The following is a 13,794-nucleotide window of genomic DNA, read 5'->3' as shown; positions in this document are numbered from 1 at the left end:
CAGTACATTGACGCCATGTCTAATACGCAGAGCCGGGAGCCGAAACCCCTCGCGTCCGAGCACATACCGCTCAAGGCGCGCAAAGTCTCCTTCTCCTGGGAGGACACCCCGCTGCACTGGGTGCCGGGCGACCCCTTCGCCACGCACACGATCAACGTGCTGCATCTGCTCCTGCCGGCGGGCGAACGCTGGTTCGTCCACGTGTACAAGCAGATCCTGCCGCACATTCGGGACGACCGGCTCCGCGAGGACGTGATCGGCTTCATCGGCCAGGAGGCCATGCACGCGCAGGCCCACGACGAGGTCCTGCCGCACCTCAAGGAACAGGGCCTCGACCCCACGCCCTACACCGCCCAGGTCGACTGGCTCTTCGAGAAGATGCTCGGCGACAGGACGCTGCCGCCCGGCAAGGCCCGCACATGGTGGCTGATGGAGCGCGTCGCGATGATCGCGGCCATCGAGCACTACACGGCCTTCCTCGGCAACTGGGTCCTCAACGCGGACGAGCTGGACCGCAGGGGCGCCGACCCGACGATGCTGGACCTGTTGCGCTGGCACGGCGCCGAAGAGGTCGAGCACCGGTCCGTCGCCTTCGAGGTCTTCATGCACGTCGACGGTGGTTACCGCCGCCGCGCACGCACCTGGGCCACCGCCTTCACCGCCCTGGTCTTCCTCTGGCAGCGCGGCGCACGCTTCTTCATGGAGAACGACCCGACACTCATCGGCGGGAAGGCGTCGTTCAAGGACTTCTACCGGGGCGGCAAGCAGGGCACGCTGCCCACGACACCGGACATGATCCGCTCCATACCCCGCTACTTGAGCCGCTCCTATCACCCCTCCCACGAGGGCAGCACCGCACAGGCCGTCGCCTATCTCGCCTCGTCCCCGGCGGCCACCGCCGCCGAGGCCGCGACGCTCCCGCCGCACGAGGGAGCGCGCTGACATGCCCCGCATCCGCACCGTCCTGCTCGTCACGGGCGCCGCCCTGCTCGCCAAGCGGGCGATGCGGCGCCGCATCGACGCCTCCCCGTTGTGGCCGCTGCCCGCCCTGGAGGAACCGGTCTCGGGCCGTCCGCGCTCCCGCGCGCTGCGCCTCGTCGTCACCCGGCGCGAGACGGTCGCCGACGGGGTCGTACAACTGCGCCTGGAGGGCGACCACTTGCCCGCCTGGAAGCCGGGCGCCCACCTGGACCTCGTCCTGCCATCCGGTCTCGTCCGCCAGTACTCGCTGTGCGGGGACCCCGAGGACACCTCCTCGTACACGGTCGCGACCCGCCTCATCGGCGAGGAGCAGGGCGGCCGCGGCGGTTCGCGCGAGGTGCACGAGCAGCTCCAGGAGGGCCGGGAAGTCGAGGTGCGCGGCCCGCGCAACCGGTTCCCGCTGGCCGACGCCGACGCGTACACCTTCGTGGCGGGCGGCATCGGGATCACGCCGATCCTCCCCATGCTGCGGGAAGCCGAGGCCGCGGGCCGCGCGTGGCGGCTGCTGTACGGGGGGCGCTCCCGGGCCTCGATGCCGTTCCTGGAGGACGTGGAGAAACTGGCGGGCACCACACCGGACCGGGTCACGGTCGTCGCGGAGGACGAGGACGGCCGCCCGGATCTCGCCACGTTCCTCGCCGACCTGGCGCCCTCCACCGCGGTCCATGTCTGCGGCCCCGAGGGCCTGATGGAGGCGGTGGCCGCGACGCTGCCGGACGGCGCCGAGCTGCGTCTGGAGCGTTTCGCGCCGCACACCTCCACGGAGGGCAACGGCACCTTCGAGGTGGAACTGCGCCGCAGCGGGCGGACCCTCACCGTGGCCCCGGACACCACGGTCCTGGCCGCGGTGCGCGCGGAGCTGCCCCATACCGCCTACTCCTGCGAGCAGGGTTTCTGCGGTACCTGCCAACAGCGGGTCCTGGCAGGGGAGATCGACCACCGGGACGAACTGCTCACGGACGCCGAGCGCGCCGACTCGATGCTGATCTGTGTGTCGAGGGCGGGCGGTGACCGAATCGTCCTGGACATGTGAGACAGGGGACGAGAGATGTGAACGGTCGGGTGGTCCAGCCCCTTGGACGGCTGGATCTGCTCGGTAAGGTGTTCGCATGACTACCGGGGTGCGTCGCAGGATGGGTGTCGAGGAGCGGCGGCAGCAGTTGATCGGGGTCGCGCTCGACCTGTTCAGCCACCGCTCGCCCGACGACGTGTCCATCGACGAGATAGCGGCGGCCGCGGGCATCTCGCGACCGCTGGTCTACCACTACTTCCCGGGCAAACTCAGCCTGTACGAGGCGGCGTTGCAGCGGGCCGCCGACGATCTCGCCGACCGCTTCGTGGAGCCGAGGGAAGGCCCGCTCGGCGCGCGCCTGCTGCGGGTGATGGGCCGCTTCCTGGACTTCGTGGACGGCCACGGCCCCGGCTTCTCCGCACTGATGCGCGGCGGCCCCGCCGTCGGCTCGTCCACCACCAACGCGCTCATCGACTCGGTGCGCCAGGCCGCGTACGTCCAGATCCTCACGCACCTGGGCATCACCGACCCGCCCACCAGGCTCGAACTGGTGATCCGCTCCTGGATCTCGCTCGCCGAGTCCACGGCGCTCATCTGGCTCGACGGACGCCGCATTCCGCGCGCCGAACTCGAACGGCAACTGGTGCACGACTTCGCGGCGCTCGCGGCGGTGAGCGCCGCGTACGACGAGGAGATGGCCGCGATCCTGCGCCGCATCCTCGCCGAGGAACCGCCGGAAGGCCCGTTCGCCGAGCTGATCACCCGCCTGATCGCACTCGTCCCGCAGGAGCAGAGCAGTTGACCCACCGCCTGGCCGACGAGAACGACATCCCCACCCTCGTCGCGCTCTACGACGGGGCCGCGCACTGGATGCGGGCCCGGGGGATCGAGCAGTGGAAGCCGGGCGAGAAGGGCGCGGAGCACTTCCGCGGGCGGATCGCGTCGGACGAGGTGTGGCTCGCGTACGACGGCGAGATGGTCACCGGGGCGTACGAGGTGTGGTGGGCGGACGAGCCGGCCTGGGGCGAACAGCCGCCCGTCGCGGGCTATGTGCACCGTCTGATGACACGACGCGGCGCCCCGGCGGGAACGGGCCGCGCGATGCTGGCGCGGGCGGAACAGCGGATCGCGGAGGCGGGCCGGGACCGTTGCCGCCTGGACTGCGTGTCGTCCAACCCGCGGCTGCGGGAGTACTACGAGGCGGCCGGGTATGCGGTCGTGGGGGAGCTGCCGGGAAAGGTGGCGGCGGACGGGAGCACGTACGGCGTGATGCTCCTGGAGAAGGATCTGCGGACCCCGCTCCCGTCCGACGCCTGAGGCTCAACGCAGCGTCGACACCTTCGTGCCGTCCGCGAGCCGCCCGGTGAGACCGGCGCGAGCGCCCCGCTCCACGGGCGCGGCCACGGTGTTGCCGGGGGTCCGGGACCCGCCGGAAACCCTGACCGAGACGACGTCCTTGCTGCCGGCCCCCAGCAGGTACCAGTTCCCGCCCCGGGACTTCCACCGCACTCCGGCGAGCACCGACGGCTGCCGTGCGCCGCACGCCGCGGAGTCCTGTGCCTTCGCCGCGACCGCTGCCGCGCCCGCCGCCTGGAACTGCGCGAGCGCCAGGCCTCCGTCACCACGCCAGGTGTCGGCCCGGGTGCAGAGCCAGGCCGCGGCGCCGTTCGCCTCGGGCAGCGCCTGGCGCGCGTACTGCCAGGAGTTGACGGAACGCACGCCGTTCGAGCGTGCGTCGGCGAGCGAGCAGGCGGCCGACGACCAGCTCGCGGCCGTGGCCTCGCGCGGGGCCTGCGGGCGGCCCGCGGTGAGATGGGCGGGGACGAGTTCCCCGAGGTCGGTGGAGAGACGGTTCACCCCCGCGTTGTCCCGCAGCTGCAGGGCGTTCCAGGAGGTGCACGCGCGGGCCTGCGCCGGACTGGCGAACGGCTCCGTGACACCCTCGGCGTCCCGCTTCAGGGCGTCGGCGTTCCCTTGCGGTTTCAGCAGGTCGCGTACGGCGGCACCGTCCACCCATGGCGCGGTCAGATAGCGCACGTTGCCGTCGACGCGGCTCACCACCAGGGCTCCCGCCTCCGCGCCGGTCGCGCCGTCCACGCGCGCGAGGTCGAGTCCGGCTCCGCCGGTGCCCTCCTTGGGCTCGGCGTACCGCACGATGCGCAGTCCGTCGTACAGCAGCACGACCCGTGCCGCGTCGACCTCACCGGCGAAGAGCAGTTGCGCGGGGCCGGGGGGCGCACCGGCCGCCGTGCCCGGCGTGGCGGAGACCTGCACCGATTCCCCGGGACGGGCCCAGACGGCCAGGGCGCGCCGCAGCAGGGCGTCGTCGCCGGTGAGCGTGCCTCTGGCGGGCCACACGGAGAAGTCCGCGCGGGCGGACCGCTTCCACGTACCGGCCGCGACCTTTGTCAACTTCCCCGGGTCGAGGGCGGCCTGCCCCGCCGGATTCCTCGCGTACGCGGGCGCGGCGGGCCCGTCCGGACCCCAGCCGTCGCCCGGCAGACCGAGCAGCGCACCGCAGACCAGGGCGGCGGCCAGCGCGACACCCGCGGCCTTCATGTGCTGCCTGCGGCGCATCAGATCGGTGGGGCGCGCCTGCACCGAGCAGGGGTCGAACTCGGGGGACCTGAGCAGCCCGTAGGCCGCGGCCACGCCGTCCGCCTCGGCGAGCGCTCCGGCCGGGTCGTCGACTCCGGCGGCGGCGAGCACCTTGCGTACGTCGTCGTCGGCGAGTCGCTCAAGACCGCGTAGCACGTACGCGGCTCGTGCGGGGGCCGAGAGCGCCGAGAGCCGCTGGTCCAGGGCGAGTTCGTCGGCGCCTCCAGACCGCGGGAAGAGCCTCAGTCCCCAGACCTGGGGCAGCAGCGGCGGCAACTGCGCGCGCTTGGGCCAGGCCTTGCGCCGCAGCGGGAGGCCCGCGTCGAGCGCGGTGCCGACGACCCGCAGCCGTACGTACGCGTACCCGGGGTCGCCGTTGCGTCCGTTCCCCGAGCGCTGCTCCGGGATGACCTCCGCGTCGCCCGTCCTGCGGCTGCGGGGCAGCGCGCGCTGGGTCAGGGCGTGGGCGGTCAGGACCCGCCGGTTGCGCCCGAGGCTGGGCGGAAGCACCAGGTAGGCGAGGCGCACCAGGCGTGGGTAGTGCTCGACGAGGGCGGCCTCGGCCTGCTCGACGTCGACTACGGCGGAGGGATCCCGCGGCGGGGAGGGGGACTTCACATTCGACGACACGTTCAGCAAAACGAGCGAATCGTCCGATGGTCACCCGTCTGTGAGCTGTCGAGCATAGTTGCCCATTGACCGCTGGTAGCGCGGGAGGTGGGGCGCGAGGGCGCCGAGGACCAGCGCCAGGCCTTCGCGTTCGCGCCCGAGGCTGGCGAGGCAGAGGGCGAGGGTGGCGCGCACGGCGTCGTCCAACTCGTCGCTCGGGGCGTCGAGTTCGGCTTCGAGCAGCGTTACGCCTTCTTCGGGCTGCCCGATGTTCCGTAGGGAGCTGGAGAGTTGGATGGCGGTACGCCGCCGCCGGTATCCGTCGAGCCCTTTCTCCAGGGCTTCCCGGTACAGGGGGACCGCGCGGTCCGAGTGTCCCGTGGAGTCGAAGGCGCAGGCCCTTTCGAAGGGGGCGACAGGGCTTTCGTCCGGCAACTCCGCGACGAGCGTGTCGATGATCTCCCGGAACTCCGCGCCCCGGTCGTCGTACTCCTCGACCGAGGCCCACGCCTTGGCCAGGCGCTGCTCCCACGCAATATCCATGGCCACACTTTCGCATGGCGTCACCCCGCCCCGCTGACGCCTCCGCGAACCGTGCTCCCCACAGGCCCCGCGATTCACTTCCCCCGCATCAACCTCTGGCCGAACAGGCCTTTCCCACCCACCCGCCCGATTGCCCCGCAGTGACCTCTGGACGAACAGGCCTTCCCGCCCACCCGCCCGATTGCCCCGCGGTGTTGGGGGTGGGGCAGGGCGGGGAGTGCACGGTCGGGGTGGAGCTCTAAGCCTCAGCCTTGGGGCCGGACCCTGCGCATCGGCAGTCGGCAGTCGGCAGTCGGTGGTCGGCAGTCGGCGACGAGACGTGAGGGGACGTGTCGGTTTGTCCGCCCGGAGCACGGTTCGCGGCGCTCCGGCGCCGAAGCAACCCCACGGCCACCGGACGATAGCGAGGACGGACACACCGGCGCGGCCCCGCCCCACCGACGGACCAGCCCCGCGGCCACCGGACGATAGCGAGGACGGACACACCGGCGCGGCCCCGCCCCACAGACGGACCAGCCCCGCAGACCACCCCAGCCCCCAGCTCCAGCCCCCGGTTCGCGGCGCTCCAGGGCCGAAGCAGCCCCGCGGCCACCCGCCCCCCCCGGTTCGCCGCACTCCGGGGCCGAAGCAGCCCGCAGAACCGCCCCAGCCCCGCAGGGAACCCTCAAGCAACCCCCCACCCACTGAACTCCACCGTCCCCCGCCCCCCATCGCCCCCATTGGTCGCGCTCATGAACAACCCCACATCCTGCGCCGCCGCAACCCCCGGCATCGCCACACTCGCCACCACCCGCCAACTGCCCCCGCCGTCCGTCGAGCACGAGCCCGTCACCGAGTCTCCCGACCGTTCGAGGCGCAACAGCACCGGCGCCTTGATTCCCGTGATGCGCTGGTACGTGTCCAGGGTTCCGTCGCCGTTCGTGTCGTACGACAGGACCACTCCGTTCGACGGCGTGACCGCGAGGTCGACGAAGCCCCGGGAGCCCGCGACACCCATCTCGTTGCGTGCGATCAGGCCCGCCCTCGCCCATGGGCCCGTCACCGCCTGGCTGTCGACGCGGACCGTCACCGAGACGCCGTCGCGCAGCGCCCCCTGCCGGTACAGCGTGCCGAACTCCGTGGTGCCCTTCCACAGGTCCGCGCCCCCGCCGTTGATCGCTTGACGGCCGTCCAGCTCGCCGAAGACGGCGGCGTTGTTGCTGTACTTCTTCCAGTCCGCCCCCACTGGGCCCGCCTCGAACAGCACGCCCTCGTGGACCGCCTCGATCCTCCGCTCGCCCGCCGGGCCGTACCGCACGGCGATCTCGTACGGAAGCGGCCGCAACGGACGGTCCAGCGGCGTTCCCGGCGCGCTCACACGCCACGCCACCTTGCCCGTGCCCGCGGGAGCGACCCGGGGCAACGACTGCGGGCCGGAAGGCGTCGCGTCGACGCCGGTCAGCCGGAAGTCGACACGGCCGGTGGCCCGCAGGCCGTTGACGTTGCGGAAGACCGCCTCGACACGTGCCTGCCCGCCGGGCGGCAGCGACGGCGGGTCGGCGTCGACCTCCAGGGACCCCTGGTAGGGCGCCCGTGCCAGCACGTCCCGTACCCGGGAAGCGGTGCGGTACGGATCGCCGATCCCCCGCAGGGGATAGTCCTTGCGCTCCCGGGTCCACGGCTCCTCCACCGCGAACCAGTCCACCGCCCGCGGCTCACGCCCCGCGGCCAACGCGTCGGCCAGCTCGTCTAGCCACTTCTGCCACCGGGGCACGTAGAAGTCGGCCATCAGACCGGACCACTCCCGGTTCCCGTACTCGTGCAGCCTCCCGCCGTCGGACGTCGCCCGGTCGCCCCACACCGTGATCAGCACCTTGGCGGTCCGTTCGAACTCCGCACGCTCCGCCTCGGTCGTACCCATCCTGCGCGCCGAATCGATCCAAGGGCCCAGCAGGAAGGCCGAGTTGGTGGCCGTCAGATCGTCCGAGAGCCGCATCAGCCGCAGCCACAGCGTCGACAGCGTACGGAAGGTGTCCGTGTCCTTCCGGCGGTACGCGGACCGGAGCTGCGGCAGCAGTTGCCGGCTCCGGTGCGCGAGCGCCTGCCGGGCCACGTCCACCAGGTCGTACCGGTAGGCCGCACTGCGCCGCAGCTCGCCACGGACCCCGAGCAGCCCGGCGAACGCCGCGTCGAAGCGGCCCGGGTCGTACGTCAGCGCACGAGGCGCGTACTCGGCGGCGCGGTTCGCCGCCAGATCGGGACGGGCCGCGAACAGGGAGTCGTGCGGGTCGCTGCGCTCGACGGCGGTGTGCCGATACGCGGTGTCGTGCAACGCCCGCCACGCGCCCCGGGCATCGGCGTCCCGCCCGCCGTAGCGGAAGCCCGCGTAGCCGTCGAACCAGCTTGCCAGGTCCAACTTCGTCTTCGACCAGGCGAGTTCGGAGAACAGCTCGAAGGCGGCCGGGTCCCGGTCCGTCGCCTCCGGCATGAACGCCGTGCCGACGAGCGCGCTGCCGCCCTTGTCCCGCCACGCGAAGAACTTCTCGTTCCAGATGTGGGCGCGGGCGCCGATCGTCGTACGGCCGCCGAAGTTCGGGATGGTCCCGAACGCGTACGGAGTGCCGCCCCAGTCCTTCTCGCGGTCGGTGACGCTCGTGAACCGGTCGGACACCCCGTCCACGATCAGCATCCGCCGCCGGTCGATCGCGTCGAGCAGCTCGGGCAGCGGATTGGCCTCCCAGCCGAGGATCACCCAGGTCGCACCGGGGCGGGCCTTGCGCAGGGCCGCCTCCACGCCGCGCGCCGCGTCCGGCACCGGGACGTCCCCCGGGGTGCCGCCCTCGTGCAGCAGGTCCATCTTGAAGTTGTCGGCGGCCCCGAAGAGCTGCTCCTGGTGCCGGTAGAAGGAAGCGGCGACCTTGGCGAAGGACGAGGTCCGGGGGTCGAGCCAGTCGGGGCGTTTGAACCCGTGCCAGATCCCCTGCGGCACCACCCGCGCGTCCCCGCCGTTGCGGGCGACGAACCCGTCGGGCACGTGCCCGTAGTAGCCGGGGAGCACCGGCGCCATCCCCAGCGAGCGCAGCCGGTCCACGATCTTCGCGCCAAGCTCCGCCCGGTCCGCGATGACCGCGGGGGACAGCGGCCCGCCGTACCCCGACAGGTTCTGCAGCAGCCACCACGCCTGGTGCGAAGGCGCCGGCAGCCACGCGCGTGCCTCCGCGTCGCTGTAGCCGAAGTCCTGGAGAACCCGGTGGTAGACGGCCTCCGCCCCCGCGATCACCAGGACCTCGTTGCAGCCGTGCAGCGCGAGGACGTCGATCATCCGCTCCCAGTACGCCCAGTCGGCGTACGGCGCGGTGTACCCGTCGTTCGTGTCGTTCAGGGCGAACCGGTGCGCGAGCGCGGTGGACCGCTCCAGGGGGCGCGAGGGCGCGGGGAGTCTGCGCGGCAGGTCCAACTGGCTGCCGTTCCAGGTGATGTGGGCCCCGCACACGTACTTCAGATACCAGTGGACCCCGGTGAGCAGCACGGCGGGCGTCGTGCCGGACACATCGATGCGCCCCGTCGTGCCCGAAACGCGGAAACGGTCCGTGCCGCCCTTCGCGGGGACGAGTCTGAGGCGGAACTGTTCCGCGTGTTGCGGCAGGAGTCTGTTGAGTGCTGAGCGCGCGGAATCCGTATCGAGGGCGACGGCGGGGCCCTGGACGGGCCCCTCGGCGGCGTGGGACGGAACGGCCACCCCGCCGACGGCGGCACCGAGGCCGATGGCCCCGGCGGTGCCGAGCACGGAACGTCGGGACGGATCGGTCATGTGTACCCCCTGGGTCGAATGGTGCGGCGCACGGTATCCGTGCGGCGCCCGGTGCTCAACGGTGCATGCGGAGATGGCGAGTTCACCTCGCCTGAAGGGACTGGTGGGGCGATGAAGGCAGCGCGAAAGACGCTTGCGGGCGTGAGCATGGGCATGCGCGGACGCAGGCGGGTGGGCATGCGGCCGGGCATGGGGGTGGGAATGGGTGTCGGACTGCTGATGATGCTCGTGGCGTGCGGCTCGGACGGCGACGACGCACAGCCGGACACGGCGAGCGGCAGCCTGGAGCAGCTGGCGGCCAAGGCGCGCTGCAAGCCCGACATCCAGACGGATGCGGCCGAACTGCGGCAGGCCACCTGTGACAAAGGTGCCCGCCGCTACGTCCTAGTAACCTTTACAAACGCCCGTGGCCAGGCCGAATGGTTCGACGAGGCGACCGATTACGGCGGTACGTACCTCGTCGGCGAGAAGTGGATCGCGGTCGGCGACGAGAAAGTGGTCATGCGGCTGCGCGGCCGGCTCGGTGGGACGGTGGAGAAGTCCTCGCACCACTCGGGGAGTAGCGGTGGTGGGGATCACGAGGACAAAGGCCCGGGGCACTCGGGCCACTCCGGTCACCACACGAGCTGACCGCGCAGCGGTAGGGGGGTCGGCCTGCGGTACTGAGCCGGAGAGCTCGGCTCAGTACCGCTCACGCCGGGTCACTTGCAGCGCTGACCGCTGTTGATGCACTTGGCCATGCGGTTCATCAGCCTCTCGTCGAAGACGTTGATGAAGTCACCGTGATCGGTGATCGGCTTGTGCAGCTGCTCGGGGAACGAGTCGACGGCGAACCCCGGCCCCGGCGGTACGTCGTACACGATGCGCTGCACCAGCTGCGGAATGGCCTTGAAGCCTTGCGGGCACGCGCCGGTCCGCGCGTCGGCGAAGGCCACATGCGTGCGGTGATTGGCGCTGTCGGTGTTCTGGCCGTCCCAGCAGCTCTGGAAGTTGAACGTCCGGACGACCTGACTGCCCTCGGGGCAGATCGGGTACTTGTCCTTCAGCTGCCGGTTCTCGAAACCGGTGCAGCTCCAGGACGCGTTGGCGTTCGCGTCACCGTTCGTCAGCGACTTCGCGTCACCGGTGATGATGCGCAGGAACCGCGGCATCGCGACGACCTTGCCCGTCGGATTTCCGGCGAACTTCAGCGTGACCGAGGTCGGAGTCTGGATCTGGCCGACGTTCTGGTCCTTGCCTCCGCCGTCCGCGTCGGCGTCGTTCTCGTCCTCTCCGTTCTGCAGCCTCAGAACCGGCCAGTAATAGGTCGACTTGTCCCCTTGATTGCGGCACGTGGTGTCGCCGTTCGCGAGGTCGTCGTCGCCGGAGAAAGCGTCCGTCGCCTGATTTCCGACGTAATCGTGCATGTGGTGGGCGCCATTGCTCACGCCGGGCGCGGCGATGACATTGTCCGGATTGAACTTGCCGTTCTCGTTCGTCCCGCATTTCGTGGTGAAGGTGCCGCGCGACGCGCCGCGCCGTTTGTCCGGGCGGTCGACGTTGGGCTGGACGGATTGGATGTCGACGAAGTCGGCGGCCTCGGGACCGTTGCCGTTCTGCTGGTCCGGTGGCTGCTGCGCACCGTCGCCGGGCGGCTGCTCACCCCCCTCGCCGTCGCCGGGCGGCTGTTCGCCCCCGTCCCCGTCCTGCGGTGGCTGCTGCCCGCCGTCCCCGTTCTGGGGAGGCTGCTGCCCGGCCGAGTCGTCGGCCCGCATGGTGCACGGCGCCATGCCGTCGATGCCCTGCGGCGGCTGTCCGCCCGCCTGGTCGATCGACGATCCGATGCCTTCGATGATCGGCCGCCGCTGCTCCTCGAGGGGTTTCAGCACGGCCTCGGCCTGCTCGGTGTTGGCCGCGTCGGCGAACTTCTCGTACGCGGCGGTGATCTGGGTGTCCAGCTCCGCGAGCCGCCGGTCGACGTCCTTGCGGGCGCCGTCCGGTACGTCCGAGAGCTGGGTGCCCACGTCCGGGCAGCTGATGGTCGCCATTCCCACCCCCGGCCCGCCGCCCTGCTCGCCTGCCTGGGTCCTGGCCGACGGCGAACCGGAGCTTTCCCCGGCGTTCGCGTAGACATTCACCGCGACCATTCCGCCGCCGCCCAGGATGAGCGCAGCCGAGGCGGCGATCGCGCGCCCGGCGAGTTTTGATCGTTTTCGTGATGTGCGTCGTGGTGTGCGTCCCATGGGACTACGTACGCAACAGGAGTCGGCCCCGTTCAATCAGGCACGGAATTCCCCCGGCAATCTCCCCGGCGATCTTCGGGTTTCCGCTCAGCGTTCTTGATCCAGATAGGCGAGTACGGCGAGAACCCGCCGGTTGTCGTCGTCCGAGACCGAAAGGTCCAGCTTCCCGAAGATATTGGACGTGTGCTTGGCGATCGCCCGCTCCGTCACGACGAGCTCCGCCGCGATCGCCGCGTTCGACCGCCCCTGCGCCATCAGTTCGAGCACCTCGCGCTCGCGCGGGGTCAGCTTGCCGAGCGGCTGGTCCGCCGACCGGCGCGACAGGAGCTGCTGGATCACCTGCGGGTCCATCGCGGTGCCGCCCGACGCGACCCGGCGCACGGCGTCGATGAACTGTTCGGCGTCGAAGACCCGGTCCTTCAGGAGGTAGCCGACCCCGCCGTTCCCGTCGGCGAGCAGCTCGCGCGCGTACAACTGCTCCACGTGCTGGGAGAGCACGAGCACGGGAAGTCCCGGCCGTGCCCTCCGCGCGGCGAGCGCGCACTGCAGTCCCTCGTCCGTGTGGGACGGCGGAAGCCGGACGTCCACGACAGCGACGTCCGGCTCCAACTCGGCCAGGGCCTTGGTGAGTTCGGGCCCCGTCTCGACCGCTGCGGCGATCTCGAAGTCGAATGCCTCCAGCATCCGGACCAGGCCGTCACGCAGCAGGAAGAGATCTTCGGCTAGGACAACTCGCAAGGGATCTCCATGGTCACCATGGTCGGGCCGCCCGCGGGACTGCTGACGGCCAGTACGCCGTCGAATGTACCGAGTCGGCGTTCGATCCCGCTCAGCCCGGACCCCGCCCCGATGGACGCGCCGCCCTTGCCGTTGTCGGTGACCGCGACGCGCAGCATGCCCTGCGCGTGGTGGATGTCCACCCAGATACGGTCCGCGCCCGCGTGCTTGATGGCGTTGGTGAGCGCCTCGCTCACCGCGAAGTACGCCGCCGACTCCACCGGCTCCTCGGCCCGGCCGAACAGCTCCACGTCCACCTCTGTCCGCACCGGAAGCCGCAGGGCGAGGGCCTTCACCGCATCGCCCAGGCCGCGCTCGGCGAGCACCGGCGGGTGGATGCCGCGGACCAGGTCACGCAGCTCGGTCAGTGCCTCGCCGGAGTTCTGCCGGGCTTTGGCGATCATCTCCTTGGCCTTCGCCGGGTCCTTCTCGATCATCGCCTCGATGGTGCCGAGGTCCATGCCCATCGCGACGAGCCGGGCCTGCGCCCCGTCGTGCAGGTCCCGCTCGATGCGGCGCAGTTCGGCGGCGGAGGTGTCCACGGCGTCGTTGCGGGTCTCGGTCAGCCGGTCGACGCGCCGGGCCAGTTCACGCTCCCGCATGGAGGAGGTGGGCGCGAGCAGGGTCCGGGCCAGGAGGAAGTGGCCGCGCACGATGGAGGGGTTGGCGAAGACGCCGGTGATGCCGAGCGCGGTGCCGAGCAGGGCGGCCATGTTGGCGGAGCCCTGCGAGGTGACGTGGATGAAGGCGTACCACTCGCCGCCGCCCGCGTTGTAGATCGGCTCCCAGACGCCGAAGGCGAGGACGTACCCGTACAGCATGTACAGGAGCAGCGCGGGCGCGAAGATCACCGTGACGAACCCGGCGGTCATGTCGACGAGCAGCCACTGCAGATCCCGCCAGGTCGCCGGGTCCTTGAGCATCAGCGAGGTGCGCTCCACCTGCCCGGTGACGCCGCTGCGCAGGTCGGCGGGGAAGGGGCGGTAGGGAGACGGGATGGTGACGTCCGACCACGCCCCGGCCTGGGCGCGGCGCAGGTCCGCCCACTTGCGTACGCCGGTCAGGACCGCCGGGGTCGTGAAGACGCCGATGCCCAGCAGGATGAAGGCGATCGAGAGCACCGACAGCACGAAGAGCGTGATCGAACCGGCGAGCGTGACGACCGCCAGATAGAGCCCTCGGGCTCCCGCGATCACGGATTCACGGACCCTCGTCATTTTCTGATCCCCATCTCTTCCAGCGGCATGAACACATTCTCTCCG

The 13,794-nt window shown here is 71.2% G+C and carries 11 protein-coding genes; 5 read left to right on the top strand and 6 right to left on the bottom strand.

Annotation, left to right across the window (positions count from 1 at the left end):
• Positions 1–15 precede the first annotated feature (15 nt).
• From AB0I94_RS01360 to AB0I94_RS01345, 4 genes are all read left to right on the top strand, one after another.
• Entirely contained in the window at positions 16–942 is a 927-nt protein-coding gene (locus AB0I94_RS01360) for a metal-dependent hydrolase (RefSeq protein WP_363307304.1), read from the top strand.
• A 1-nt stretch (position 943) separates the two neighbouring features.
• The gene (locus AB0I94_RS01355; RefSeq protein ID WP_363307303.1) at positions 944–2,014 is read left to right on the top strand and encodes a PDR/VanB family oxidoreductase; all 1,071 of its coding nucleotides are present in this window, start codon (positions 944–946) and stop codon (positions 2,012–2,014) included.
• Between the two features lie 76 nt (positions 2,015–2,090).
• Positions 2,091–2,795 carry a TetR/AcrR family transcriptional regulator gene (locus AB0I94_RS01350; RefSeq protein WP_363307302.1) on the top strand — a complete coding sequence of 235 codons (705 nt, stop codon included), beginning with the start codon at positions 2,091–2,093 and terminating at the stop codon, positions 2,793–2,795.
• Positions 2,792–3,310 (top strand): N-acetyltransferase, encoded by a 519-nt coding sequence (locus AB0I94_RS01345; RefSeq protein WP_363307301.1) that lies wholly within the window; start codon positions 2,792–2,794, stop codon positions 3,308–3,310. Before AB0I94_RS01350 ends, AB0I94_RS01345 begins: the two co-directional genes overlap by 4 nt.
• 3 nt (positions 3,311–3,313) lie before the next feature.
• On the opposite strand, the gene AB0I94_RS01340 is transcribed toward AB0I94_RS01345, so the two are convergent.
• From AB0I94_RS01340 to AB0I94_RS01330, 3 genes are all read right to left on the bottom strand, one after another.
• Positions 3,314–5,209: a hypothetical protein gene (locus AB0I94_RS01340; RefSeq protein ID WP_363307300.1), complete on the bottom strand. Its 1,896-nt coding sequence runs from the start codon at positions 5,207–5,209 to the stop codon at positions 3,314–3,316.
• Between the two features lie 42 nt (positions 5,210–5,251).
• Positions 5,252–5,743: a tetratricopeptide repeat protein gene (locus tag AB0I94_RS01335; protein WP_363307299.1), complete on the bottom strand. Its 492-nt coding sequence runs from the start codon at positions 5,741–5,743 to the stop codon at positions 5,252–5,254.
• 664 nt (positions 5,744–6,407) lie between these two features.
• The gene (locus AB0I94_RS01330) at positions 6,408–9,533 is read right to left on the bottom strand and encodes an alpha-N-acetylglucosaminidase (RefSeq protein WP_363307298.1); all 3,126 of its coding nucleotides are present in this window, start codon (positions 9,531–9,533) and stop codon (positions 6,408–6,410) included.
• A gap of 219 nt (positions 9,534–9,752) precedes the next feature.
• On the opposite strand from AB0I94_RS01330, the gene AB0I94_RS01325 reads away from it, so the two are divergent.
• Positions 9,753–10,163, top strand: a complete 411-nt coding sequence (locus AB0I94_RS01325) for a hypothetical protein (protein WP_363307719.1) — start codon at positions 9,753–9,755, stop codon at positions 10,161–10,163.
• Between the two features lie 71 nt (positions 10,164–10,234).
• Here the strand turns inward: AB0I94_RS01325 and AB0I94_RS01320 are convergent, their stop codons facing one another.
• The 3 genes from AB0I94_RS01320 to AB0I94_RS01310 all read right to left on the bottom strand — a co-directional run bounded on the left by AB0I94_RS01320 (position 10,235) and on the right by AB0I94_RS01310 (position 13,749).
• Positions 10,235–11,755, bottom strand: coding sequence for a DUF1996 domain-containing protein (locus tag AB0I94_RS01320; protein WP_363307297.1), 1,521 nt, complete (start codon positions 11,753–11,755; stop codon positions 10,235–10,237).
• 87 nt (positions 11,756–11,842) lie between these two features.
• Positions 11,843–12,493, bottom strand: coding sequence for a response regulator transcription factor (locus AB0I94_RS01315; RefSeq protein ID WP_363307296.1), 651 nt, complete (start codon positions 12,491–12,493; stop codon positions 11,843–11,845).
• Entirely contained in the window at positions 12,478–13,749 is a 1,272-nt protein-coding gene (locus tag AB0I94_RS01310; protein WP_363307295.1) for a sensor domain-containing protein, read from the bottom strand. The genes AB0I94_RS01315 and AB0I94_RS01310 overlap by 16 nt, the downstream gene beginning before the upstream one ends.
• Between the last annotated feature and the right edge of the window lie 45 nt (positions 13,750–13,794).

This window comes from Streptomyces sp. NPDC050147, assembly GCF_040660195.1.
Lineage (GTDB): Bacteria > Actinomycetota > Actinomycetes > Streptomycetales > Streptomycetaceae > Streptomyces.
The sequence above is the reverse complement of the archived record's forward strand: the minus strand, read 5'-3'. Positions and strand labels throughout refer to the sequence as shown.

Coding starts and splice junctions, on each gene's coding strand:
- AB0I94_RS01360 (WP_363307304.1), top strand. CDS start 16: ATGTCTAATACGCAGAGCCGGGAGCCGAAACCCCTCGCGTCCGAGCAC.
- AB0I94_RS01355 (WP_363307303.1), top strand. CDS start 944: ATGCCCCGCATCCGCACCGTCCTGCTCGTCACGGGCGCCGCCCTGCTC.
- AB0I94_RS01350 (WP_363307302.1), top strand. CDS start 2,091: ATGACTACCGGGGTGCGTCGCAGGATGGGTGTCGAGGAGCGGCGGCAG.
- AB0I94_RS01335 (WP_363307299.1), bottom strand. CDS start 5,743: ATGGATATTGCGTGGGAGCAGCGCCTGGCCAAGGCGTGGGCCTCGGTC.
- AB0I94_RS01330 (WP_363307298.1), bottom strand. CDS start 9,533: ATGACCGATCCGTCCCGACGTTCCGTGCTCGGCACCGCCGGGGCCATC.
- AB0I94_RS01325 (WP_363307719.1), top strand. CDS start 9,753: ATGATGCTCGTGGCGTGCGGCTCGGACGGCGACGACGCACAGCCGGAC.
- AB0I94_RS01320 (WP_363307297.1), bottom strand. CDS start 11,755: ATGGGACGCACACCACGACGCACATCACGAAAACGATCAAAACTCGCC.
- AB0I94_RS01310 (WP_363307295.1), bottom strand. CDS start 13,749: ATGACGAGGGTCCGTGAATCCGTGATCGCGGGAGCCCGAGGGCTCTAT.